General features: G+C 62.9%; 20 protein-coding genes and 1 other annotated feature. Of the genes, 9 read left to right on the top strand and 11 right to left on the bottom strand.

What is annotated here, in order from left to right; all coding sequences use genetic code 11:
* Window positions 1–133 precede the first annotated feature (133 nt).
* From INF37_RS06755 to INF37_RS06785, 7 genes are all read right to left on the bottom strand, one after another.
* Window positions 134–1,174, bottom strand: a complete 1,041-nt coding sequence (locus INF37_RS06755; protein ID WP_193537266.1) for a transglutaminase domain-containing protein — start codon at window positions 1,172–1,174, stop codon at window positions 134–136.
* Between the two features lies 1 nt (window position 1,175).
* Window positions 1,176–1,901, bottom strand: coding sequence for a phosphatase (locus INF37_RS06760; protein WP_193537268.1), 726 nt, complete (start codon window positions 1,899–1,901; stop codon window positions 1,176–1,178).
* A gap of 130 nt (window positions 1,902–2,031) precedes the next feature.
* Entirely contained in the window at window positions 2,032–3,720 is a 1,689-nt protein-coding gene (gene leuA, locus INF37_RS06765) for a 2-isopropylmalate synthase (RefSeq protein ID WP_101691868.1), read from the bottom strand.
* A 65-nt stretch (window positions 3,721–3,785) separates the two neighbouring features.
* Window positions 3,786–4,020: a binding site (T-box leader), on the bottom strand.
* A 45-nt stretch (window positions 4,021–4,065) separates the two neighbouring features.
* Window positions 4,066–4,497, bottom strand: a complete 432-nt coding sequence (locus INF37_RS06770) for a hypothetical protein (protein WP_101691869.1) — start codon at window positions 4,495–4,497, stop codon at window positions 4,066–4,068.
* A gap of 96 nt (window positions 4,498–4,593) precedes the next feature.
* The gene (gene glpK / locus INF37_RS06775) at window positions 4,594–6,081 is read right to left on the bottom strand and encodes a glycerol kinase GlpK (protein WP_101691870.1); all 1,488 of its coding nucleotides are present in this window, start codon (window positions 6,079–6,081) and stop codon (window positions 4,594–4,596) included.
* A gap of 70 nt (window positions 6,082–6,151) precedes the next feature.
* On the bottom strand, window positions 6,152–6,571 hold the full coding sequence (locus INF37_RS06780) for a NusG domain II-containing protein (protein WP_101691871.1): 420 nt from the start codon (window positions 6,569–6,571) through the stop codon (window positions 6,152–6,154).
* The gene (locus INF37_RS06785) at window positions 6,540–7,610 is read right to left on the bottom strand and encodes an FAD:protein FMN transferase (protein ID WP_186963384.1); all 1,071 of its coding nucleotides are present in this window, start codon (window positions 7,608–7,610) and stop codon (window positions 6,540–6,542) included. The genes INF37_RS06780 and INF37_RS06785 overlap by 32 nt, the downstream gene beginning before the upstream one ends.
* A 191-nt stretch (window positions 7,611–7,801) precedes the next feature.
* Between INF37_RS06785 and INF37_RS06790 the strand changes: the two genes are divergently transcribed.
* Entirely contained in the window at window positions 7,802–8,572 is a 771-nt protein-coding gene (locus INF37_RS06790; RefSeq protein ID WP_193537270.1) for a hypothetical protein, read from the top strand.
* A 63-nt stretch (window positions 8,573–8,635) separates the two neighbouring features.
* Here INF37_RS06790 and INF37_RS06795 read toward each other — a convergent pair whose 3' ends face one another.
* Window positions 8,636–10,429, bottom strand: coding sequence for a Na/Pi cotransporter family protein (locus INF37_RS06795; RefSeq protein ID WP_235964248.1), 1,794 nt, complete (start codon window positions 10,427–10,429; stop codon window positions 8,636–8,638).
* 252 nt (window positions 10,430–10,681) lie between these two features.
* On the opposite strand from INF37_RS06795, the gene sigK reads away from it, so the two are divergent.
* Window positions 10,682–11,389, top strand: a complete 708-nt coding sequence (gene sigK, locus INF37_RS06800) for an RNA polymerase sporulation sigma factor SigK (protein WP_193537273.1) — start codon at window positions 10,682–10,684, stop codon at window positions 11,387–11,389.
* 103 nt (window positions 11,390–11,492) lie between these two features.
* Here sigK and INF37_RS06805 read toward each other — a convergent pair whose 3' ends face one another.
* The 3 genes from INF37_RS06805 to INF37_RS06815 all read right to left on the bottom strand — a co-directional run bounded on the left by INF37_RS06805 (window position 11,493) and on the right by INF37_RS06815 (window position 14,748).
* Window positions 11,493–11,819, bottom strand: a complete 327-nt coding sequence (locus INF37_RS06805; protein WP_193537275.1) for a hypothetical protein — start codon at window positions 11,817–11,819, stop codon at window positions 11,493–11,495.
* Between the two features lie 52 nt (window positions 11,820–11,871).
* Entirely contained in the window at window positions 11,872–13,329 is a 1,458-nt protein-coding gene (gene pdxR / locus INF37_RS06810) for a MocR-like pyridoxine biosynthesis transcription factor PdxR (protein ID WP_193537277.1), read from the bottom strand.
* 201 nt (window positions 13,330–13,530) lie between these two features.
* The gene (locus INF37_RS06815; RefSeq protein WP_101691898.1) at window positions 13,531–14,748 is read right to left on the bottom strand and encodes a YgeY family selenium metabolism-linked hydrolase; all 1,218 of its coding nucleotides are present in this window, start codon (window positions 14,746–14,748) and stop codon (window positions 13,531–13,533) included.
* A 104-nt stretch (window positions 14,749–14,852) separates the two neighbouring features.
* Between INF37_RS06815 and INF37_RS06820 the strand changes: the two genes are divergently transcribed.
* The 7 genes from INF37_RS06820 to INF37_RS06850 all read left to right on the top strand — a co-directional run bounded on the left by INF37_RS06820 (window position 14,853) and on the right by INF37_RS06850 (window position 25,102).
* Window positions 14,853–15,860, top strand: coding sequence for an ornithine carbamoyltransferase (locus INF37_RS06820; RefSeq protein ID WP_101691899.1), 1,008 nt, complete (start codon window positions 14,853–14,855; stop codon window positions 15,858–15,860).
* 234 nt (window positions 15,861–16,094) lie between these two features.
* Window positions 16,095–17,411, top strand: a complete 1,317-nt coding sequence (locus INF37_RS06825) for an amidohydrolase family protein (RefSeq protein ID WP_193537279.1) — start codon at window positions 16,095–16,097, stop codon at window positions 17,409–17,411.
* A gap of 89 nt (window positions 17,412–17,500) precedes the next feature.
* Window positions 17,501–19,825: a xanthine dehydrogenase family protein molybdopterin-binding subunit gene (locus INF37_RS06830; protein ID WP_101691901.1), complete on the top strand. Its 2,325-nt coding sequence runs from the start codon at window positions 17,501–17,503 to the stop codon at window positions 19,823–19,825.
* Between the two features lie 10 nt (window positions 19,826–19,835).
* Window positions 19,836–20,705 carry an FAD binding domain-containing protein gene (locus INF37_RS06835; RefSeq protein WP_186963363.1) on the top strand — a complete coding sequence of 290 codons (870 nt, stop codon included), beginning with the start codon at window positions 19,836–19,838 and terminating at the stop codon, window positions 20,703–20,705.
* 14 nt (window positions 20,706–20,719) lie between these two features.
* A complete protein-coding gene (locus tag INF37_RS06840; protein WP_101691903.1) occupies window positions 20,720–21,196 on the top strand; it encodes a (2Fe-2S)-binding protein in 477 nt (158 codons plus the stop codon).
* Between the two features lie 26 nt (window positions 21,197–21,222).
* On the top strand, window positions 21,223–22,428 hold the full coding sequence (locus INF37_RS06845) for a 4Fe-4S binding protein (protein ID WP_101691904.1): 1,206 nt from the start codon (window positions 21,223–21,225) through the stop codon (window positions 22,426–22,428).
* Between the two features lie 454 nt (window positions 22,429–22,882).
* The gene (locus tag INF37_RS06850; protein ID WP_193537281.1) at window positions 22,883–25,102 is read left to right on the top strand and encodes a xanthine dehydrogenase family protein molybdopterin-binding subunit; all 2,220 of its coding nucleotides are present in this window, start codon (window positions 22,883–22,885) and stop codon (window positions 25,100–25,102) included.
* Window positions 25,103–25,115: the final 13 nt, after the last annotated feature.

Raw genomic sequence — 25,115 nt, forward strand, 5'->3', positions numbered from 1 at the left:
AACTAATGGCGTAAAAAAGAATGGGTAGGGAAGAAATTCCTCCTCTGCTCATTTCTGCGCCATTATAGCATAGCCAAATCCCAGATGCAAGTGTTATTTTTTGGAATAGAACGCAGGGGGAGGTCCCCCCGCGTTACGCCTCAGAAGGCTCGGACGCGGCAAGGGCCTCCCCCTCGTTGGCCTCCTCGGTGGTACAGGTCTGCTCGGGGGGCTGGTCGGGAAAGGTGATGTGGAGCACGGCCTGGGGCCAGTTGACCCGGACCTGGACATAGCGGCTCCGGGCCCGGGCGGCCTCCTCCAGCGGGGGGAGGAGCTCCTCCAGCACGCCCCGGGTGAGTGCCCCGCCCCGCCAGTGGAAGAGGAGGGGCTGCTTCTTGCGCAGGGCCTGCTCCCCCCGCCGGACCACCTCCTCCACGCGGGTGAAGGAGCGCTTCTGCACCCGGTAGTAGAAGGCGTCTCCGTCGGTGCAGGCGGGCGCGGGGTAGACCAGGGGCTGGTGGTCCCGGAAGATGCGCCGGTCATCCAGATTGAAATAGTCGTAGCGGATGGGCCCCTCCCCGCTCAGGGTGCGGTCAAAGGTGGCGTCCAGGTGGTAATAGCTTCCCCCCAGACGCAGGATGTTCCAGGCGTGGCGGTAGCGGATTCCCTGCTCGGGGGCGGCGTGGGAGACCACCACGATGCACCAGAGCCCCAGGGCGTCGCACAGGGCCTTGACCGACTTGGCCATCCCCTCGCACACCCCCACCCCCTGGCCCAGAGGGCCCAGGATCTCGTGGGAATAGGGCTTTTTCAGCTTGTCATAGCGCACGTTCTGGCAGATGAAGTCGTGGACATAGCGCTCCTTCTCCCAGTCGGTCATGGACTGGGCCGGACGGGCCAGCTTGGTCACCCGGGCGGACAGTGCCCGCTGGTGCTCCCGGATCTTCCCCTTGTCAAAGAGGTACTGGGGAATGAACTCCACACTGGCGGCCTGGGGGTGCACCCGGTAGGAAAAGCCGGTGACATAGAAGAGCTCCGGGCGGTCCAGCCGCAGGCGGAAGAGGACCTCACTGAGCTCCTTCCCCTCCATCCGGGGGACCGGAAAGGAGGGACTCAGGTCGGTGAGCCCCTCCTGGATGGCGTGGTAGACGCTCTGGCCGTACTTGTCCAGCTGGCGGAAATAATAGGCTTCCATCTCAGCGGGCGCGGCGGGCCTTCAGGAAGGCGAGGAAAGCGGCGCTGTCCCGGTTCATGACCAGCTCCTCGGGGAAGTTCAGCTCCTGGAAGAGGGCGTCGGCGTACTGGTGATTGCCCACGTAGGAGACAAAGTGGGCGTCGCTCCCCACCACCACGGGGACCCCCTGCTTTTTGCACTCCCGGAGCATCTCGGCGCAGTGGAGCGGGCCGTTGACCCGGAAGCCGCCGGGGGTGAGGGAGCTGTTGTTGACCTCCAGCAGCACCCCCGCGTCGGCGGCGGCGCGGACCAGGGTGGGATAGTCCAGGGGATAGCGGCCGTCGTCGGGATGGCCGATGATGTTCACATAGGGGTTCTTCATGGCCTGCAAGAGGCCGTTGGTATAGCCCTCGGCGGTGCCGCCGGTGGGGATGCACTTGGTGTGCAGGCTGACGATGGCCATATCGGTGCGGCGCAGGAGGGGCTCGTCCAGGTCCACGGTGCCCTCGGTGTCCAGCAGATTGAGCTCCACGCCCATCCGGATCTGCACGCCGAAGAGCTCCCGGTCGATGACCCCCAGATTGGCAAAGTAGTCCCGGCAGGTGGTGCCCTCCATGGCGGGGGCGTGGTCGGTGATGCACAGCAGCTCCAGCCCCCGGTCGGCGGCGGCGCGGGCCATCTCCAGCACGGTGCAGTAGGCATGTCCGCTAGCGATGGTATGAGTATGGCTGTCCAGGAGATATTTCATGGTGATTCGCCTCATTCATGGTTCAGATTTCAATGATTACGATTAACAGAATACCCGAATCCCATACAAAAAGCAAGCCAGGCACCGGGCGAGTGCCCGATGCCTGGCGAATTTCGTCGGAAGAGACAAATCAGTCCCGGTGAAGGGCCGCCCGGTTGATGGCCGAGAGGATGCCCTTGAGGGGAGCCAGGTTGATGTTGTGGCTCATGCCCACGCCGAACCAGTCCGCTCCGTTCTCGTCCCGGAGGTGGATATAGGCCACGGCCTGGGAGTCAGAGCCCTGCTTGATGGCGTGCTCCTTGTAGTCCACGAAGGTGAAGTGGTCCATCTTCTGGCCGTGGATGGCGTTGAAGAAGGCGTCGATGGGGCCGTTGCCCGAGCCCTGGACCTGGAAGGTGGTGTCGGCATGGCGGAGAGTGCCGGCGAAGGTGACGTGGGAGTGGCCCTCCTCGTCGGTGAACTCGGCGAAGGAGTGGCGCACCAGCTCATAGGGCTTGACGGCGTCGATGTAGTTCTCCCGGAAGAGCTCATAGATGCGCTCGGGCTTGAGCTCGGTGCCCACCCGGTCGGTCTCCACCTGGACGATGTGGCCGAACTCCGGGTGCATGGCCTTGGGCAGGTCGAAGCCGAAGGAGTGCTGCATGACGAAGGCCGCGCCGCCCTTGCCCGACTGGGAGTTGATGCGGATGATGGGCTCGTACTCCCGGCCCACGTCGGCCGGGTCGATGGGGAGATAGGGGATCTCCCACTTGCCGCTGCCGCTGTCGCGCATGTACTGGGTGCCCTTGTTGATGGCGTCCTGGTGGGAGCCGGAGAAGGCGGTAAAGACCAGCTCGCCGGCGTAGGGCTGCCGCTCGCCCACCTTCATCTTGGTGCAGCGCTCGTACATCTCCTTGATGCGGTTGATGTGGGAGAAGTCCAGCTCCGGGTCCACGCCCTGGGTGTGCATGTTGAGGGCCAGGGTGACGATGTCCACGTTGCCGGTGCGCTCGCCGTTGCCGAAGAGGGTGGCCTCGATGCGCTCGGCCCCGGCCAGCAGGCCCATCTCGGCGGTGGCCACGCCGCAGCCCCGGTCGTTGTGGGGATGGAGGGAGATGATGGCGCAGTCCCGGCTGGGCAGCTTGGAGATGAAGTACTCCAGCTCGTCGGCAAAGTAGTTGGGCATGCAGTTTTCCACCGTAGTGGGGAGATTGAGGATGACCCGCTTCTCCGGCGTGGCATGGAGCTCCTCCAGCACGGCCTGGCAGATCTCCACCGCGTAGTCCATCTCGGTGCCCATGAAGGACTCGGGGGAGTACTCATACCGCAGGTCCATGCCCTCGGCGATGACGCTCTGGGAGAGCTCGTAGATGAGCTTGGCCGCGTCGGTGGCGATCTTGGTGATGCCGGGCATATCCATGTGGAAGACCACCTTGCGCTGGAGGGTAGAGGTGGAATTATAGAAGTGCAGGATCACGTGCTTGGCGCCCCGGATGGCCTCAAAGGTCCGCTGGATCAGATGGGGCCGGGCCTGGACCAGCACCTGGATGGTCACGTCGTCGGGGATGTGGCCGCCCTCGATGAGCTCCCGGCAGATCTCAAACTCGGTCTCCGAGGCGGAGGGGAAGCCGATCTCGATCTCCTTGATGCCGATGTCCAGCAGGGTGTGGAAATACTCCAGCTTTTCCTGGAGATTCATGGGGTCCACCAGGGCTTGATTGCCGTCCCGCAGGTCCACAGAGCACCAGATGGGGGCCTTGGTGATCTGCTTGTCGGGCCAGGAGCGGTGCTCCATCTTGAGGGGGACAAAGGGAATATACTTCTCAAACGACTTGCTCATGATGCATACCTCCGAACTTGAGCGATTGGTCAGAAGACAAAACAAAAAGCCCCTGACCGGTTAAGGTCAGGGGCGTCATTTCATACGCGGTACCACCCTGGTTCCGTCCGCCGTCACCGGCGGACGCTCACGGCCTCCAACAAGGCCACGGCCGCTAACGGGGCCAGCCGTCCCGCCCTACTGAGGTTCAGGCGGACCGCTCGGGGACCAGAATACACAGGCCCTGCACGTACCGGTTCACACCAGCCACCGGCTCTCTGAACGGAGGAAACCTGTCTTTTTTCCCTTCATCGCTTTGCCACATTATAGCGTGGACGTGCCGGTTTGTCAACCCCGGGACGTCCCTCACTCCCGGTCGGTGTTCTCGGAGAGCAGGCGGCGGATGGTCTCCTCCGGATAGGAGAGGAGGCGGCCGTAGTCCCGGGCGATGCGGCTGCGGTTGCCGCCGAAATAGGCGCCGGCCTCCACCGTGGCGGCCTTGCGGTCCTTGAGCCGGATGTACTCTTCGATCACATGATCGGCCTTGTAGAAGAGGATATTGTACTTCCCGCGGTTGAGGGAGGCGGGAAAGAGATCGGTGATGAGGGGATCGCACTCGGGATAGAGCTTGGTGCCGTGCCGGCGGCAGCTCTCGTGGGCATAGGCGATGAGGGCCTCCATCTCCTCCCGGGTATCCATGGGGTGGCTCAGGGCCAGGGCCTTGACCTCGGCTGCCACCATCTCGTTGAAGGCGTCCACCACGCCGCACTGATAGGAAAAGGAATCACGTTGTTCCATGATTAGGGCCTCCTGTCTGACATACAAGTCTATTGTACTGCGTTTGACCGGGCCCTGCAAGAGAAAAAGGAAGAAACAGGAACGGGAGCAGGAGAATCAGTGCTCGGCCCAGTCCAGGCTGCGGCCCACTGCCTTGTGCCAGCCCCGGAGGAGCTCCTCCCGGCGGGGTGCGGGGAGGGCGGGGGAGAAGCGGGCGTCCTCCTTCCACAGGGCGCGGATCTCCTCCCGGTCTTTCCACACGCCCACGGCCAGTCCGGCCAGGCAGGCCGCGCCCAGAGCGGTGGTCTCCCGGATGACGGGGCGCAGGACGGGCCGGTCCAGTATGTCGGCCTGGAACTGAAGGAGGAAGGCGTCCCGGCTGGCCCCGCCGTCGGCCCGCAGAGCCGAGAGGGGAAGGCCGGTGTCCTTCTCCATGGCAGCCACCAGGTCGGCCACCTGATAGGCGATGGACTCCTGGGCGGCCCGGATGATGTGCTCCCGCCGGGTGCCCCGGGTGAGGCCCACCAGACAGCCCCGGGCGTACATGTCCCAGTAGGGGGCGCCCAGACCGGTGAAGGCGGGGACCAGATAGACGCCCCCGGTGTCGGGGACTTTCTGGGCATAGTACTCGGCATCCCGGCTCTCGGTGAGCAGGCGCAGCTCGTCCCGCAGCCACTGGATGACGGCGCCCCCCACAAAGACCGACCCCTCCAGGGCGTACTGGACCGCGCCGTCCAGGCCCACGGCGATGGTGGTGATGAGGCCGTTGCTGCTCTCACAGGGGGTCTCACCGGTGTTCATGAGGAGGAAGCAGCCGGTGCCGTAGGTATTTTTCGCCTCACCCGGGGAGAAGCAGCCCTGGCCGAAGAGGGCGGCCTGCTGATCCCCGGCGATCCCGGCGATGGGCACCCTTACCCCCTGGAGGTCGGTATAGCCGTAGATGGCGCTGGAGTCCCGCACCTCCGGGAGGATGGAGCGGGGGATGTCCAGGGCCTGGAGGAGGGTCTCATCCCAGCACAGGCGGCGGATGTCATAGAGCATGGTGCGGGAGGCGTTGGTGTAGTCGGTGACGTGGACGGCGCCGCCGGTGAGTTTCCAGAGCAGCCAGGTGTCCACCGTGCCGAAGAGGAGGCGGCCCTGGTCGGCCAGAGCCCGGGCCCCCTCCACATGGTCCAGCAGCCACTTGATCTTGGTGGCCGAGAAGTAGGCGTCGGGGACCAGTCCGGTGGTCCGCCGGATGTGCTCCCCCAGGCCCTGCTCCAGCAGGGCGTCCACCATGGGGGCGGTGCGGCGGCACTGCCAGACGATGGCGTTGTGGATGGGGCGTCCGGTCTCCTTGTCCCAGAGGATGGTGGTCTCCCGCTGGTTGGTGATGCCGATGGCGGCGATGTCGGCCGGGTCCACGCCGGACTGGGCCAGCACCTCCATCATGACGCTGTACTGGGAGGACCAGATCTCCATGGCGTCGTGCTCCACCCAGCCCTCCCGGGGATAGTGCTGGGTGAACTCCTTCTGGGCGGTGCCCACGATGCGCTGCTCCCGGTCGAAGAGGATGGCGCGGGAGCTGGTAGTGCCCTGATCCAGGGCCAGCAGATAGGTCGGCATAAGATTCCCTCCTGAGTGCATATGGTTGTGCGTGGGGCGGCGGGGAAAAATGGCGTGTTGATGGAACTTTTTACCCAACGATCACGTCAAAGTCTTTTGACTGCGTATCTTGTTCTCCTACCAGGGAGATAATGAGCTTGTTGGGAAGACAGATGATCTGCTCTCCGGCCTCGTCGATCCAGCCGGTGTGGACACAGTCCTGGCTGGGACAGTCGCTGTGGGAGATACGGACCCGGCGGCCGTCCAGTTCCAGCGTAAGGGGCCAGGGGGCGTTCACGTCCACATAGACGGGGGCGTCGGCCTCCTCCAGAGGATAGGAGCCGATCAGGGTGCCGTCCAGCCGGACCTCCACCGTCAGCTCCCCGGCCGGGGCGGGACGGAGCAGCCAGAGCAGCGCCAGCGCAGCGCACAGGACCAGCAGGACCACCAGAGCGTCCCCCGGAGCGGGGCGGAGGCGGTCAGCGGCGGACGATCTCGCAGGTGTAGCCATGGGAGTCCTCCTCATTGTACAGGAACTGGTCCTCCAGTCCCTGGGTGATCAGGATGCGTCCGTCCTCCAGGCAGAGCACGCACTCAAAGGAGTTGTCCGCCCGCCAGAGCTCCAGCGCCTGCTCCGGCCCGGCCACGAACAGAGCGGTGGAGAGGGCGTCGGCCCGGGCGCCGTTGTCGGAGACCACCGTGACCGAGAGGATGCCGGTCTGGGCGGGATAGCCGGTCCGGGGGTCCAGAATGTGGTGGTAGGTGACGCCGTTCTCCTCAAAGTGCTGCTCATAGGCCCCCGAGGTGGACAGGGCCTGGTCGGACAGGGAGAGAAGCAGGATCTGCTGCTCCTCGTCCTGGGGGTCCTTGAGGGCCACCCGCCAGGGCTGGCCGGAGGGATTGTTCCCCACCAGGGTGATGGTGCTGGAGCCCAGATTCAGCAGGGCGGAGGAGACGTCGTACTCCCCCAGCAGCTCCACCAGCCGGTCGGCGGTATACCCCTTGGCGATGCCGCCCAGATCCACCTCCATGCCGGAGCGGTCCAGCCGGGCGGTGTTCCCGGCGGTATCCACGTGGAGAGCGGCGCTGTCCACCAGGGGCAGGAGGGCCTCCAGCTCCCCTTCCGAGGGGAGGCGGTACTGCCCGGCGTCCCCGGTGCCGAAGCCCCAGGCGTCGATCACCGGAGCCACGGTCACGTCAAAGGCGCCGGCGGTGGCCGACGTCTCCTCCAGCGCCAGGGAGAGCAGCTCCGTGGTCTCGGGAGAGAGGGGGACGTCGGTTCCGTCCCCGGCGTGGGCGTTGAGGCGGGCGATGTCGCTCTCGGACTGACTGCGGGAGAAGAGCCGGTCCAGCCGGTTGACCTCTTCCACCGCGGCAGAGAGGGCGTCCTCGGCCTCCTCGCCGGTGATCTGGAGGGTCATCAGGGTGTTCATGGCAAAAAATTGCCGCTGGGCCGGCTCTGCGGCGGAGGTCTCTCCGCCGGGGAGGGCGCAGGAGGAGAGCAGAAGCGCGGAGAGCAGGAAAAAGGTGGGGATGGCACGACTTGACATAAAAAATAAACTCCTATGGGATAGATTCTGGAAAACAGAAGAAGAGAACCGGCTCTATTTTAGCACAGAAAAACAGGATGGGTAAAGAGCGCACTTGGGAATCCGGGGGTTTTTCTTGTTGCAAAAGGGGCTGTAATCTGCTAAAATATACGAATGCGAGACGAATGCTGCATAGCACAGGAGATGAATACATGGATAAGAGAGAACGAGCGGAGCGGGCCAAGCAGGAGGAAGCGGCCATGAACCGGGTCCTCATCTGGATCGGCGGTTCGGTCGTGCTGGAGGCTCTGCTTTTGCTCCTCAATCGCTATTATGTCAATTATCAGGTAAAAGATATCGAGATCGCCATGGCGCTGCGGAACGTGTTCAGCGTGCTGGCGGTGGTCCTTCCGGTCTGTTTCCTGGGCTGTCTGGCCTGGTGGGTGACTTCCTGGAAGAAGGGGTCCCGTCGGGTGATGCCCCAGGTGCTGACCACCATAGCCGGAGTTCTGGCGGCCTGCGCCCTGATCGTGCATTTTTACGACAAGACGGGTGTCAAGGCCCTGTATGTGGGTGTGCCCTGTCTGGCGGTGCTGGCCCTGATCTACTACCTCTATCAGCGGGAATTTTTCGTCATGTCCCTGATGAGCGGTGCCGGGCTGCTGGGCCTGTGGCTGCTCAACCGCCGTCTGGCCCATCCGATGGAGGTCTACGGGTATCTGGCGGTGGAGATCCTCTTCCTGGTAGCCGTGGCGGTCACGTCTCATCTGCTTCAGGAGCGTAACGGCGTGTTCCAGCGGGGCGACAAGCGCATGGTGCTCCTGCCCAAGGACGCCAACTACACCATGCTTTACGCCACCTGCCTGGTGGTGGCCCTCATCCAGGTGATCGGCCTGGTGATGGGGCCGATGATGCTCCTGTACGGGGTGCTCATCGTGTGGCTCCTGGCCATGGCGGTCTACTACACCGTAAAGCTGATGTAAAATCGAATATGTATGAAAAGAGCCGGGATCGATTGCGATCCCGGCTCTTTTTGTCTGGTTGACTCAGCGCGAGGTGAGGGGCGCGGCCTCCAGGGGCGCGTAGTATTTCTGGCGGTACTCCTGGAACATGGCGTCAAACTCCTGGTCCTCACCGTGGTGCAGGGCGTGCATATAGGCGTGGGAGTCGGTCCGGATGAGCGCGTCGGCGGGGGAGGTCTCCCGGACGATGTAGAGGGCGATGTTGGAGCAGTGGTCGGAGATGCGCTCCAGGCTGATGAGCAGCTCCAGGAACTGGCTGCCCAGCTCCACGGTGCACTCGCCGTTTTTCAGGCGCTCGATGTGGCGGCTGCGCAGCTCGTCCCGCAGGAGGTCCACCACCTCTTCGATGGGCTCCACCTCCATGGCCAGATCGTGGGAGCGCTTGGTGTAGCACTCCAGCGCGCGGACGATGGTCTCCTCCACCGCGGAGGTCATGAGGCGCAGCTCCTGCTTGGCCGAGGGCGAAAAGACGATCCCACGGTCGTGGAGGAGGACGGCGCAGTCGGAGAGATTGACCGCATAGTCGCCGATGCGCTCAAAATCGGACAGGGTGTGGAGCAGCTCCGAGACCTTGGCGCTGTCCTCCGGGGAGAGGGAGGAGCGGTCGCTCAGGCGGACCAGGTAGTTGTCCAGCAGGCCCTCCAGCTTGTCCAGAGCGGCCTCGGTCTCCTGGAGGCGCTCTAACTTTTTGGAGTCAAAATGGTTGAGGAGCTCCACCGACAAGCGGTAGTTTTCCAGGGCGAAATGGCCCATCTGCACCACGGTATCGTGGGACTTTTCCAGGGCCAGGGAGGGGGTGGAGAGGAAGCGCTCATCCAGCACGGAGACCTCCTTCTGGTCGGTATCGCCGGGGATGAGCCGCTCCACCAGGGTGACCAGCAGGCCGTTGAAGGGCAGGAGGAGGAGGGTACAGCCCACATTGAAGGCCAGGTGGAGGTTGGCGATGCTGCCCCGGTCCATCTGGGCGGTCCAGAAGGAGAAGTGGAACAGGGCGTTGCAGCCGTACAGCAGGATGAGGAAGAAGAGGGTGCCGATCACATTGAAGAGCAGGTGGATGCAGGCGGTGCGCTTGGCATTTTTGCTGGCGCCGATGCCGGAGAGCAGGGCGGTGACGCAGGTGCCGATGTTCTGTCCCATGATGAGGGGGATGGCGATGTGAAAGGTCACCACACCGGTGGAGGTCATGGCCTGCAAAATGCCCATGGAGGCGGAGGAGCTCTGGATCAGGGCGGTGACCAGCGCGCCTACCAGGACGCCCAGGAAGGGATTGGAGAAGGCCACGAAGAGCTCCTGGAATTCCGGCAGGTCCTGAAGGGGAGCCACTGCGCCCTCCAGGGTTTTCATTCCAATAAAGAGGAGGCCCAGACCCAGAATGATCTGCCCGATGATCTTTTTCCGTCCGCCCCGGAGGAACATGTAGAAGAGAATGCCGATCACCGCCAGGATGGGACCCAGGGTGGCCGGCTTCAGCAGGAGCAGGAGGGGCTGATCGGAGGAGAGATCACCCAGACGGAGCAGCTGGGCGGTGACTGTGGTGCCGATATTCGCGCCCATGATGATGCCCACGGTCTGCCGGAGCTTCATGATGCCGGCGTTGACGAAGCCCACGCACATGACGGTGGTGGCGGCCGAGCTCTGGATGAGTCCGGTGACCAGCGCCCCCAGAAGAACGCCCTTCCAGACGTTGCTGGTCAGACGCTCCAGAATGGACTCCAAACGTCCGCTGGACAGTTTTTCCAGACCGTCGGTCATCGTGGACATTCCGAACAGGAATGTGGCAATGGCGCCCAGCATGGTAATGATGTCTGTGATCCCCATTTGCGGTGGCCCCCTCAATTCTCCAAATCAAAACAAAATTCAGCGTGTCTTTTTTTATTATATACGTCTTTTTGCACAGCGTAAATGCTCGGAGGGGGGTGGGAAGAAAAAATTTCTGTTTCGAATAAAAGGGAAAGAGATATTTTGTCAAAATTAGTTCTTGCATATCAGGGCGATACATAGGGACTTGCACCGGGGGAATAGGATGGGATGGAGCCCATACGCATTGTGACGGAAAGGGAGGAATGAAGCATGATCCCGGCATGGATTGCCCTGATACTCAACGGGCTGTTTCTCACGCTTCGGCTTTCGGGAGGAGAGGGAGGGTCCTTTCCCAGACCTCTGAAGGCGGAGGAGGAGCAGGAATGTCTGGAGCGGATGGCGGCGGGAGATCTGGAGGCCCGCAACCGGCTGATCGAGCACAACCTGCGCCTGGTGGCCCACATCGTGAAAAAGTACTATACCCCCAACGGGGATCAGGACGACCTGATCTCCATCGGAACGATCGGACTCATCAAGGGCATCACCACCTTCAAGCCGGACAAGAAGGTGCGCCTTGCCACCTATGCCAGCCGATGCATTGAAAATGAGATCCTGATGTATTTTCGCTCCCAGCGCAAGCTGCAGGGGGAGGTCTCCCTGTCGGACACGCTGGATGGGGACGGCGACAGCAATTCCCTCTCCATTTTGGACACCATCCGGGTGGATGACAATATGCTGGAGGAGCTGGACACCCGGGATGCCTGCGCAAAGGTCCGCGCCTGCGTGGAGCAGTGCCTGGACGAGCGGGAGGCAATGGTCATCCGGATGCGCTATGGGCTGGCCCGCAGCCACCCCCTGACCCAGCGGGAGGTGGCCGCGCAGTGCGGCATCAGCCGCTCCTATGTATCCCGCATCGAAAAGAAGGCCCTCAAAAAGCTGGAGGCTGCCATGGAGAGCGGGAAGGGCGGCGTATCATAAATAATAGAAGCGCCGCAGGGATTCCTCCCTGCGGCGCTCTCTCTTTGATATGGGGTAAGTATGCCGTCCATAAGGACGGCATATCGGTGGATCAAGACCAGGATCAGTCACAGCAGCTTCGGATTTCCTCTGCCAGCTCCCATCCGCAGCTGCGGGCCGCCTCGGCCAGGGCCCACCCACAGCTGCGGGCTTCCTCGGCCTGGGCGCATCCGCTGCCGCAGAGGAACGAGGGGACCGACACCCAGTAGGAAGAGGCGTAGCCGGAGCCGGAACTGCGGTTCCAGCCGGAGCAGGAGGCCGAGCTGGTGGAGCTGGAGCAGCCGCAGCCATTGGAACGGGCGGAGCCGCCGCCGCAGGAGCAGCCACAGCAGCCCGAGCAGCAGGAGCAGCGGGAACAGGAACGAAGCGCGTTGTTTCGATAGCAGCACATAACGAGATTCCCCCATATCAGAGTACGGCGGGAAGGACCCGCCTGCACCATACTATGGGAGGGAGGACGAAGAGGTGCGGCGCCCGGAGGGGCTGCCGGGAGAAAAGAAGGGCCGCCAGGCCGCGGCCAGCCGCTCCATGGCGGGGACCATGTCGGCGGGGTCCAGCCGTCCATAGCCCAGGACCAGGACGGGGCCGGGTGTATCCGGGGGCGTAATGGAGTAGGCGCTGAGCGGGGAGACCCCCACCCCGGCCTCCGCCGCGGCCTCTACCAGAGCACCCTCCGGAACGGGGGAGGACACCCGAAAGAGCAGGTGGAGCCCGGCCTCCATGCCGGCGAAGGAGCCCCACGCCAGGAGCCCGGCCCCCTTCGCCGCCGCCAGCAGGGCATCCCGGCGCTGGCAGTAGATGGTCCGCATGCGGCGGATGTGGCGCTCGAAGTGGCCCCGCTCCAGAAAACGGGCCAGGGTGTACTGTTCAAAGGAGGGGACCGTGGAGGAGTAGAGCCGGAATTCCTCCCGATAGCGCCGGATCAGATGGGGCGGAAGGACCATATATCCGATACGGAGAGAGGGGGCCAAACTCTTGGCAAAGGTGTTGAGGTAGATGACCCGTTCATTCTTGTCCAGGCTCTGGAGGGCGGGGACGGGGCGGCCGTCAAAGCGGAACTCGCTGTCGTAGTCGTCCTCGATGATATACCGGTCGGGCTGCTCTCCGGCCCAGCGGAGGAGGGCCTCCCGCCGGGGCATGGACATAACGGTGCCCAGGGGAAAATGGTGGGAGGGGGTGACGTGGACCACCCGGGCGCCCGACCAGCGCAGGGCGTCGGTGCGCAGGCCCTCCCGATCCAGCGGAATGGGGCAGACCAGCGCGCCGGTGTGGGAGAGGATGCGCTGGACCTTCCGGTAGCCGGGGTCCTCCACCGCCCATCCTCCGCCCCGGCCCAGGAGCTGGAAGAGCAGGGTGGTGAGATATTCCGCGCCGGCCCCCACCACGATCTGGTCCGGGTGGACGTCGATGCCCCGGAAGTCGTGGAGGTAGCGCACGATGGCCGCGCGCAGCGCCGGCACGCCCTGGGGGTGGGGGGAGGAGAGGAGGGCGCTGTCCTCCTCGCTGAGGACCTCCCGCATCAGACGGGCCCAGGTGGAGAAGGGGAAGTGCTCCGTGTCCACGGCGTTGGTGGAAAAGTCATAGGGAAGAGGGGACACCTCCGCAGGCGCGGGTGGGGCGGGCGCAGAGGGAGCGGCCGGGGAAAGGGGACGCTCGGTCTCCTGGGACTGGACAAAGAAGCCCCGCTTGGCCTGGGTGTACACGTAGCCCTCGGCCAGCAGCTGTTCATAGGCGTTTTCCACCGTGATGACCCCCACCTTCAGGTGGGCGGCCAGGGCGCGCTTGGAGGGGAGGCGCTCCCCGGGGCGGAGAGCGCCCCCTTCGATCTCCCGGCGGATATGGCGGTAGATCTGTTCATACAGGGGCTGAGAAGCATTTGGGTCCAGGACAGGTGTGAGCATGGCATTACCTCCCGATCCGGCGGCTGGAGCGCCCGGTCAAAGTTCACTCTATTATAAAAGAAAGGATACCGGCCGGCAAGAGAAAGAAACTTCGTGCCGTGCTGCCAGAGGCGGCACATGGCAATGCTGCCGTGCTTCTGCACAGCAAAAAGCCGGGGGGCGCGGCCGCTTGGACCGCGCCCCCCGGACAGGGGATGTAAATTAGCCCTTCTTGGGAACGAACAGGGGCAGGGAAGCGTAGAAGGAAATGGCCTTCATCAGCTCATCGATGGGCATCTTGTCCTGAGTGGAGTGGCACAGGGAGCCGTCGCCGGGGCCGTAGCCGATGGCGGGCACGCCCATGCGGCCGCACAGGTGGGTGGCGTTGGTGCAGAACTCCCAGGAGCCGACCACGGGCTTCTCGCCCCACAGCTCAGTGTAGGCATCCACGCCGGACTGGATCAGGGGATGATCCTCGGGCAGCACCCAGGAGGGGAAGTAGTCCACGCAGGTGATGTCATAGCCCGTGTAGGTCTGGACCTTCTCGGTGTCGATGGCAGCGGTGACGCCGGGGATATCCTTATAGAACTGGGAGACCTCGGCCAGCAGGTCGTCGATGGACTCACCGCAGGAGATGCGGCGGTCGCAGGTGATGACGGCCTCACCGGGGATGGTGTTCAGGGAGGGGGTCTTACAGTCGACCTTGGTCACCTCGATGGAGCCCTTACCCAGGAAGGGATCCTCCACGAAGTCCTGGAACTTGTCCACGCGCTCCATGATGGGCAGAGCCTTGATCAGGGCGTTGTCGCCGCGCCAAGCGGTGGAGGCGTGGGCGCACTTGCCGGGAACGGTGATCTTGATGAGGGCGCGGCCCTTGTGACCACGGATCACGCGGCCCTCGGAGGCCTCGGCCACCAGCACGAAGTCGGGCTTAATGTCGGGGTTCTCCTCGGTCATAGCCTTCACGCAGGAGCCCTCCACGTCCTCCTCGGACAGGGAGCCGGACACCCACAGGGTGAAGTCCTGATCCAGACCCAGGGCCTTGAGGGCCTTGCCGGCGAAGGTGATGCCGGTCAGGCAGCCCTTGTCGTCCACGGCGCCGCGGCCGCGGAGGACCTTGCCCTCCTCCATCTGGGCCTCCAGGGGGTTCATGCCGCCCCAGTCGGCGGGCTCGCCCAGCTCCACGGTGTCGATGTGGGCATCGTAGAGGAGGACGGTCTTGCCGGAGCCAACGCGGCCAACCACGTTGCCGACCTTGTCGATGCGGACCTCGTCGAAGCCGAACTCCTTCATCTTATTGGCGAGAAATTCAACGGCCTTTCCCTCGTTGTAGGTGACGCTCTCGATGGCGATGAAGTCCTTCAGGAACTGAATGACTTCCTCTTCCTGAGAGGCCACGTACTCCTTGATTTTTTCCAGCGCTTCTTTTTTTGTAATCATGTGAATTCCTCCTTGATTTTTTCGAGAGATGCTGGTATGATTATACCATAAAGTATTCTAGAGATATAGAGACTTTTGAAAAAATTTTTTGGGAGGTTTTTATCATGCAGACAGGTCTCAAAGGTAAGCATTTTCTCTGTGAGCAGGATTGGACGAACGAGGAGCTGGAGACCCTCATGGACGTGGCGTCCGCTCTGAAGATGGACAACCTGCTGGACACCCACAAGTATGATGAGCTGCTGAAGAACAAGTCTCTGTTCATGCTGTTCTTCGAGGAGTCCACCCGTACCCGTAACGCTTTCGAGTGCGGCATCACCCAGCTGGGCGGCCACGGCAACTACCTGACCCCCAAGGCCACTCAGATCGACCACGGCGAGACCCCCCAGGACACCATCGAGGTTCTCTCCCGCATGGGCCACGGCATCGGCGTGCGCAACACCCTGGTGGGCGGCCATGCTTACATGCAGAAGCTGGCTAAGTACTCCAAGATTCCCATCTACAACATGCAGTGCGACCTGTGGCACCCCACTCAGTCCATTGCCGACCTGTTCACCATCAAGGAGAAGTTCCACAATGAGCTGAAGGGCCGCAAGTTCGTCATCTCCTGGACCTCCGCCGGCAACTACATGCGTCCCCTGTCCATGGCTCAGTCCCTGATCACCCTGATGCCCCGCTTCGGCATGGACGTGACCCTGGCTGTGCCCAACAAGGACTTCGAGCTGATGCCCGAGGCCATGGAGACCGCCCGCAAGAACGCTGAGTTCTACGGCTCCAAGTTCGAGGTCTGCAACGACATGGACGCTGCCTGCGAGGGCGCCGACGTGGTCTACGCCAAGGGCTGGGGCCCCATCATGGCCGTGGGCGACGACGAGAAGACCGGCGTCGAGATGATCAACGCCAATCCCGGTTGGTGCGTCGACAGCCGCCGCATGAGCCTGGCCAAGAACACCGCTATCTACATGCACTGCATGCCCGCTGACCGCGGCATCGAGGTCACCGACGAGGTCGCCGACAGCGCTCAGTCCGTCATCTACGACGAGGCCGAGAACCGCATGCACACCATCAAGGCTCTGATGGCTCTGACCATGGGCAACGTGGCCAGCCGCCGCTAAGCCTCGGCAAATCACAATTGACCCATTCCGCCCGCCGGCCCAGCGCCGGCGGGCGGGGGGAACATTCCCCTGCGATGCAGGAACTCAAAAACAGGCGCCTGTGCGCTGAAACGAAACATGGCGGCACATGCGACAAGATGTGTCGCCATTTTTTCACCGGTCTGGGGAAAACCAGGGAGTTTACCAGAGAACGGAACACGTTTCGGCGCCGGGACTGCCGGGAAGGGTGTATGTATGGAAGCGGCAACTATCATCCGTGGCGGAGCAGTGCTCCTGAAGGAAGGTCTCAAGACCGGATGGGGCGTCAAGCTCAGGGACGGTCTCATTGCAGAAGTGGGGCCCAACGAGACCCTGAGCGCTCAGGCGCAGGATACGGTGATCGAGGCTACCGACCAGGTCATCCTGCCCGGTTTCATCAACGGGCACAACCATATGTATAATGTATTCTCCCGCGGCATCAGCACCGATGCGGTGGTGACCGAGTTCTCCAGCTTCCTGGACGACTTCTGGTGGCCCTACATCGAGAACCGGATCACTCCGGAGCTGGCGGAGATCACCACCCGCTGGGCCAGTGTCGAGATGATCGACAGCGGCGTGACCACCTTCTTTGATATTCTGGAGGCGCCCAATGCCATTCCGGGCGCGCTGGAGCGGGAGGCTCAGGTCATCCGTGAGGCCGGTCTGCGCGGCATCCTCACCTTCGAGGCCTGCGAGCGGATGAGCAGCGAGAATGCAGAGCTTGGACTGAAGGAGAACGCGGATTTCATCCGGAATCACGCCGACGATCCTCTGGTAAAGGGCGCGATGAGCATCCATACCCTCTTTACCTGCTCCAAGGAATATGTGCAGAAGGCCCGCGCCATGGCAAAGGAGCTGGGCTCCAAATTCCATATGCACCTCTCTGAGAGCGTGTTTGAACCCAACTGGACCCAGGAGCACTACGGCAAGCAGCCTGTGTGCATCTATGATGAGCTGGGCTGTCTGGACAGCGATGTCCTGGCCTCCCAGGTCGTACAGGTCAACCAGGAGGAGATCGACATCCTGGGCCGCAGCGGCGCCAGTGCCGTGACCATGCCCCTGTCCAACTGCGAGGTGGGCGGCGGAGTCGCACCGGTCACCGAGCTTCTGGAGGCCGGGGTCAAGGTTGGGATTGGCACCGACGGCTACATCAATAATTTCTTCGAGGTTATGCGCGGCGCATTTCTTATCCACAAGGCACATCGGCAGGACCCACAGGCGATGGGCGCCCGGCAGGTCTACCAGATGGCCACGGATATGGGGGCCAAAGCCCTCGGCATGGAAAATACGGGGTGTATTGCCCCGGGAATGCTGGCGGACGTGATCACGGTCAGCATGAACGATACGCCCACGCCCATCAACGAAAAGAATATTTACGACCAACTGATCCTGTACCGGAACCCCGCCGACGTGAAAAACGTCTTTGTCGGCGGAAAGCAGCTCAAGAAGGACGGCGTTATCACGACGCTGGACGTTGAGAAGGCCCGCGCCGACATGCGGCAGGCCTGTGCGGAGTTCTGGAAGTTCAAGTAATCCGGACTTTTTCGACCCGACTGTACCTTTAACACCGGAGAAAAGGTCCCGTTCCGGATGGGATTTCCATGCAAGAGGAAGGTGATTTCATGCCCCTGTTAGGCGAGCTGAAGAAGAATTATAAAATTGTCAACCACTCGGTCCCCCGCATCGACGGTATCGACAAGGTGACCGGACGCGCGCACTACGCCGCGGACCTGAAATTTGTCGATATGGTGTACGGCGGCTGCCTGCGCAGCGGCCGCTCCCACGCCAAGGTGACCCGGATCGACACCGAGAAGGCCAAGGCCATTCCCGGCGTGCTGGCCGTGGTGACGGCGGACGATATGCCCAAGCCCAAGAGCTGCGCGGGCAACGCCCCCTACATGTACCTGACCAAAGAGGTCAAATATGCCGGCGACGTGGTGGCCATCGTGTGTGCCGAGACCAAGGCCCTGGTGGACGAGGCCCTCAAGGCCATCGAGGTGGAGTATGAGGATCTGCCCGGCGTCTACACCATCCGCGACGCCATCAAGCCCGGCGCCCCCGCGGTGCACGAGCAGTATCCCGACAACGTCTTTACCGACTCCATCTACCCCATCCGCAAGGGCGACGTGGAGAAGGGCTTTGCCGAGGCCGACCTCATCATCGAGCGGGAGTACGAGACCCAGTACATCGAGCACTCCTACATCGAGCCCGAGGCCGTGGTCTGCATCCAGAATCCCGCTGACGGCGTGATGACCGTCCACTCCTCCAGCCAGAACCCCTTCTTTACCCGCCGCTATGTGGCCGACATCCTGGGGGTGGGCATGCACGACGTGCGCGTGTTCCAGGAGACCCTGGGCGGAAGCTTCGGCGGTAAGGAGGAGGGCGTCGGCATGCTGGCCGCCCGCTGCGCCTATCTGTGCCGCCTGGTGGGCCGCCCCGTCAAGATGACCTTCTCCCGGGAGGAGTCCTTCCTGGAGAGCGCCAAGCGCCATCCCTTCCTGCTGCGCTACAAGGTGGGCGTGAAGAAGGACGGACATATCGTGGCCTGGGAGGGCACCCAGATCGACAACTGCGGCGCCTACAACAACCAGACCCAGTTCATGAACTCCCGCGCCAGCATCCACAGCTGCGGCGCCTACACCATCCCCAACGTCAAGACTGATACTTACGGCGTGTTCACCAACAACATCCACGGCGGAGCCATGCGCGGTTACAGCTCTCCCCAGCTGATCTGGGGCCAGGAGCAGCTCATTGAGGAGATTGCCGAGGAGCTGGGCATGGACCCCCTGGAGTTCCGCCGCATCAACTGCCTCAAGGACGGCACCACCAATGCCACCGGCACTGTGCTGGACCACGTGAACATGCAGGAAGTCATGGACTACACCGCAGAGAAGACCGACTACCAGCGCAAGCACGAGGAGTATAAGCACCAGACCTCCACCAAGAAGCGCAAGGGCATCGGCATCGCCATCGGCCACCGCGGCTGCGGCCTGGGCGCCGAGTCGCCCGACGCCTCCGGCGCCATGGCTATCGCCAATGAGGACGGCACCGTGCTCATCAACACCGGCCTTGCCGAGAACGGCCAGGGCCTGAAGACCGCCTTTGCCCAGATCGCTGCCGAGGCCATCGGCGTGCCCTACGAGGCCATCCGCTTCTACGGCACCGATACCCAGGCCATCGCCGACTCCGGCATGACCGTGGCCTCCCGCGGCACCGTGATGGGCTCCCAGTCCACCCGCAAGGTGGGCTACAAGCTCAACGAGATCATGCGCGCCAACGCCCTGGCTCTGGGCTTCTTCAAGGACCAGGAGAACGTGAAGAGCATCGAGCAGATCGTGCTGGAGGACGGCTTCTTCCACACCACTGAGAAGCCCGACGTGAAGGTCGCCTTCAAGGACGTGTGCAACGCCTCTCTGTGGACCGGCCGCCAGATGGCCGCCTATGAGTGGTATATGCCCCCCGCCTGCATCCAGGATCACCACACCGGACAGGGCGTCGCCTTCCCCAACTACGCCTACGGCTGCGTGGTGGCTGAGATCGAAGTGGATATGGAGACCGGCTACGTGGACGTGCAGAAGGTCACCGCCAGCCACGACGTGGGCACCGCCGTCAACCCCGCTCTGGTCATGGGCCAGATCTACGGCGGCATCCTGATGGGCCAGGGCTACGCCACCACCGAGGAAGTGGAAGTGAGCAACGGCAAGGTCCGCAACCAGAACTTTGAGAACTACATCGTGCCCACCGCGGCCGATATGCCCGAGATGGACGTGAACATCTTCGAGTGCGACGACCCCCGCGGCACCTTTGGCGCCAAGAGCATCGGCGAGCCGGCCACCGAGGTGGTGGGCGCCGCCATCGCCAACGCCATCTACAACGCCACCGGAAAGCGCATCCGTGAGAATCCCGCCAACCTGGAGCGGGTGCTGCTGGGCAAGAAGCTGAGATAAGGGGGATACCATGCAGAAGCTGAGTTATCTGAAGCCCCAGACCCTGAAGGAAGCTCTGGGCTATCTGAAGGAATACGGCGAGAAGGTTAAGCCTTACGCCGGCGGCACCGATCTGATGGTGCAGCTGCGGGAGGGTTCCTCCCGCCTGAAGGACGTGGAATACCTGATGGATGTGCAGGCGCTGCCCGAGCTGCGCGGCATTGAGGTCCGGGAGGACTCCATCCGCATCGGCGCCATGACCAGCCACACCGAGGTCAACGAGTCGGAGGTCCTGCGCAAGCATGTGCCCTTCCTCTCCATCGCCTCTTCCACCGTGGGTTCCACCCAGATCCGCAACAAGGGCACCGTGGGCGGCAACATCTGCAACGCCTCCCCTGCGGCCGACACCCTCTCTCCCTTTGTGGCGCTGAACGCCCGCCTGGTGGTGGTCAGCGTGGACGGAGAGCGGGAAGTGATGGTGAAGGACGCCATGGAGAAGGCCGGCAAGCTCAAGCTGGCTCCCCATGAGATGGTCACCAGCATTCTCATCGACCGGATCGACGACTACTCCACCGCGTTCATCAAGCTGGGCCGCCGCAAGGCTCTGGCCATCTCCCGTATGAACGCTGCCGTGGCTCTGAAGATGGAAAACGGCGTCATCGCCGCCGCCCGCATCGCTCCCGGCTGTGTGTTCTCCACCCCCGACCGGGTGGAGAAGGCCGAGGCCCTCATCGTGGGCAAGGCTCCCTCCGCCGCTCTCTTCGAGGAGGCCGGCAAGGCCGTCTCCGAGGAGATGATCGCCCGTACCGGCATCCGCTGGTCCACCGAGTACAAGAAGCCTGTCATCGAGGCCCTCATCCAGCGCGCGCTGTGCCGTGCCGCCGGGCTGCCCGAGGACTGAGGGGGTAAATGGATATGAAGAAGATCACTTTGAATTTTATCCTCAATGAGGAGCCGGTCTCCCTGGAGATCGACGAGAACGCCCGCCTGCTGGACGTCATCCGCGACGTGGCCGGCCTCACCGGCACCAAGGAAGGCTGCGGCGTGGGCGAGTGCGGTGCCTGCACCGTCATCCTGGAAGGGGAGGCTGTGGACTCCTGCATCGTCCTGGCCGCCTCGGTGGAGGGCAAGCATGTCACCACCGTGGAGGGGCTGGCCAAGAACGGCAAGCTGGACCCGGTGCAGCAGGCTGTGCTGGACCACCACGCCCTCCAGTGCGGATTCTGCACCCCCGGCTTCCTGATGAGCGCCAAGGCGCTGCTGGACAAGAAGCCCAACCCCACCCGCGACGAGATCAAGATGGCCATTGCCGGCAACCTGTGCCGCTGCACCGGATATCAGCAGCTGGTGGAGGCCTTTGAGGACGCGGCCAAAGAGTATCAGAAAGGCTAATCTGACGGAGAAAAGAGGAGAAATAGATGTTTGATAAGGAAAAGGTGAAAGGCGCCTCCATTGGCGTCAAGTTCTGTGGTTATGACCTCCAGAGTCCCTTTATCGTAGGCTCCGGCCCCCTCACCTATGGCTCCGAGGGCATGATCCGTGCCTATCAGGCCGGCGTGGGCGCTGTGGTCACCAAGACCATCCGCCTGGGCGCCGCCATCAACCCCGCCCACCACATGGCCAAGATCAACAACGAGGCCATTCTGAACTGCGAGAAGTGGGCCGACTCCGACCGCTTCCAGTGGTATGAGAAGGAGATCCCCGAGGCCGTCAAGGCGGGCGCCATCGTCATCGGCTCCGTGGGCCACACCCCCATGGAGGCTCAGGCCATCGTGGAGGACGTGGAGAAGGCCGGCGCGCACATCATCGAGCTGGTCTCCTACACCGAGGACACCCTGCTGCCCATGCTGGACTACGCCAAGGCTCACGTGAACATCCCCGTGATCTGCAAGCTCTCCGGCAACTGGCCCGACGCGGCGGCTACCGCCAAGAAGTGCTATGAGCACGGCGCCGACGGCATCTGCGCCATCGACTCCATCGGCCCCACCCTGATGATCGATGTGGAGAAGCGCGCCCCTGTCATGATGAGCAACGACGGCTACGGCTGGATGACCGGCGCCCCCATCAAGCCCATCTCCATGCGCATCAACAGCCAGATCACCCGCAACATCCCCGGCTACAAGAACCTGTACGGCACCGGCGGCGTGATGAAGGCGGACGACGCCATCGAGTACCTGATGATCGGCTGTAACGCCGTGGGCATCTGCTCCGTGGGCATCCTGAAGGGCCTGGACTATGTGGAGAAGATGTGCTATCAGCTCTCCGACCGTCTGGCTCAGCTGGGCTTCTCCTCCATCCAGGAGGCCATGGGCGTGGCCCTGCCCAACTTCCCCAGCACCGAGAACATCACCGACATGGGCTTCCACTACGAGCCCGGCAAGTGCACCAAGTGCGGCCGCTGCGAGACCGTCTGCTGCTACAACGCCCGCAAGGTGGAGTTCCCCGAGATGAAGCTGGACCGCACCCTGTGCCGCTCCTGCGGCCTGTGCGCCGACGTCTGCCCCACCCACGCGCTCACCAGCTTCGTGGAGGAGCAGTCCGCCGAGAACGCCAAGCGGGCCGCCGCTTCCAAGGAGTTCGACGCCCTGGTGAAGGAGCAGTCCCCCAAGCTGCTGGAGCACTAAGCATCCAGGAGCAGCGCAAAGTCCCGACAAAGTGACCTGAACACCGAGGTATGACCCTCTCTTATGCGCGGTAGAGCTATTGTGCTTGCTACCCTGGCCGCCGGGAGAGCCCGTGAGGGTAAGGTGCGGGTGTATGAAGACGTGCATGTGAACCACTCCGTTTGGATGGAGGCGGAACTGCAGCTTTGTTTGGCACGAAGAATACAGGGAAGCAGGCGCCTCCATCCAAAAAAAGATGGAGCGCCTGCTTTTTTATACGCATTTTTCAATCACAAGGCAAACAAAACGGCTACTGTACGCCGGGCATACCTGAGTGTCGGAACCACCGGGCGGTGCAGAGAGCACCGGCGGCATCGGCACCGGGCTCCAGGCTATGTGAATCGTGTACGGGCTACGTCAAAGGATGCCGTGGGCAGCTCAGATGGCCGTAAATCGGATGAGGAGATGAATACATATGGAGGATTATAGCCGGATTGGTGAGAGTACCCCCATTCGGGACGCGGCGCTGAAGGTGACCGGCCGAAAGATGTATGTTGGTGACATGAAGCTCCACGGGATGCTGTACGGCGAGGTCCTGTTCAGCAAGGTGGCCCATGCCAAGATCAAGTCCATTGATACCAGTGAGGCCGAGGCCCTGCCCGGCGTGCGCGCCGTGGTGTGCTACAAGAATTCCCCCGATACCCTGTACAACAGCGCCGTGCGCTTCTATGAGCACCAGATCCCCGACACCGAGCGGGTCTTTGACGACACGGTCCGCTTTGTGGGCGACCGTGTGGCGGCGGTAGCCGCCGATACCCAGGCCATCGCCAAGAAGGCCGTGGGACTCATCAAGGTGGAATATGAGCCCCTGCCGGTCTATCTGGACCCGGAGGAGGCCGTGCAGGAGGGGGCCTACCCCATCCACGGCGACAAGAACGCCATCACCACTATGGTCCACAACGCCGGTGATCTGGAGCAGGGCTTTGCCCAGGCCGACCGCATCTTTGAGGACCGGTATACCACGCAGGCGGTGCACCACTGCGCCATTGAGCCCCATGTGTCCATCGCCGACTACGACTATTCCGGCAAGCTGACGGTCTACACCTCCTGCCAGAATACCTTCGGTTACCGCATCGCCCTCCACCGCATCTTCAAGCTGCCTATGAGCCGCATCCGGGTGGTGACCCCCGCCATCGGCGGCGCCTTCGGCGGCAAGCTGGAGATGACTCTGGAGCCGGTGGCCGCCCTCCTCTCCATGAAGGCCGGCCGTCCGGTGAAGGTGACCTACTCCCGTCAGGCCTGCATCGACTCCACCCGCACCCGCCACGCCTCGGTGGTCTACCTCAAGACCGGCGTGAAGAACGACGGCACCATCGTGGCCCAGGATATCCGCATCATCACGAATACCGGCGCCTATGCCACCAGCGCCCTCAACGTGCTGGGCGCCCTGAGCCATAAGGTATTCAAGGTCTACAAGATCCCCAACATGCGCTTTACCGGCATCCCGGTGTACACCAACACCCCCATCGCCGGCGCCATGCGCGGCTATGGTTCTCCCCAGGCCTTCTTCGGCCAGCAGCGCCAGTTCCAGAAGATCGCCAAGGCCCTGGGCATGTCCCTGGTGGACTTCCAGATGAAGAACCTGGTCAACCCGGAGGACAGCGATCCCATGGGCTTCAAGCTGGGCAACCCCCATCCCAAGGACTGCGTCCGTCGGGGCGTGGAACTGATGGCCAACTGGAAGCCTCTCTCCGATGAGGACGGAAAATACTCCATCGGCGTCGGCATGGCGGTGGGCGCCCACGGCTGCGGCTGCTTCGGCGCACACCGGGATCAGGCCTGCGTCATGCTCAAGATGAACGAGGACGGGACCTGCACCTACTTCACCGGCACTCACGACATGGGCAACGGCTCGGTCACGGCCCAGACCCAGGTGGTCTCCAACACCCTCCAGATCCCCCTGGAGTCCATCACCACCATGGAGGCCGATACCGATGCCTGTCCCTGGCAGCTGGGCGACTACTCCAGCCACGGCATCTTCGTGGTGGCCAGCGCCGCCAAGAAGTGCGCCGAGTCGGTGGGCCGTGAGCTGGTGAAGGAGGCCGCCCTTCTCCTGGAGGAGAAGGAGGAGGACCTGGAGCTGGTCCCCGGCGGAATCCACTCCAAGGCCACGGACAAGACGGTCTCTCTCAGCGACGTGGTGGTCTATGCCCAGGATAAGTCCAAGCGGGAGATCATCTGCTCCGAGACCTATCCCATGCCCAACGGTCCCACCGCCTACGGCGCCCACTTCGCCCGGGTCAAGGTGGAGAAGGCCACGGGCAAGGTGACCGTCACCGACTACGTGGCCGTCCACGACGTGGGCAAGGTCATCAACCGCATGGGCATTGAGGGCCAGCTCCACGGCGGCATCCAGATGGGCCTGGGCTACGCCCTGTGCGAGGGACTCAAGTATGACGAGAACGGTCGCAACGTGTACAACAATTTCCGCAAGTACAAGATGTTCACCGCCGACCAGATGCCCAGCATCCAGGTGGACTTCATTGAGGCCCATGAGCCCAACGGCCCCTATGGTGCCAAGAGCATCGGCGAGGCTGCCGTGGTGCCCTCCAATCCGGCGGTGCTCAACGCGGTGTGCGACGCCCTGGGGAAGGAAATTTACAGCTCTCCCTACCGGGATTGGGAAGAGAACTGAGAAGGGGGATCGT

The sequence above is a fragment of the Pseudoflavonifractor gallinarum genome, from assembly GCF_014982855.1.
GTDB classification, from domain to species: domain Bacteria; phylum Bacillota; class Clostridia; order Oscillospirales; family Oscillospiraceae; genus Pseudoflavonifractor_A; species Pseudoflavonifractor_A gallinarum.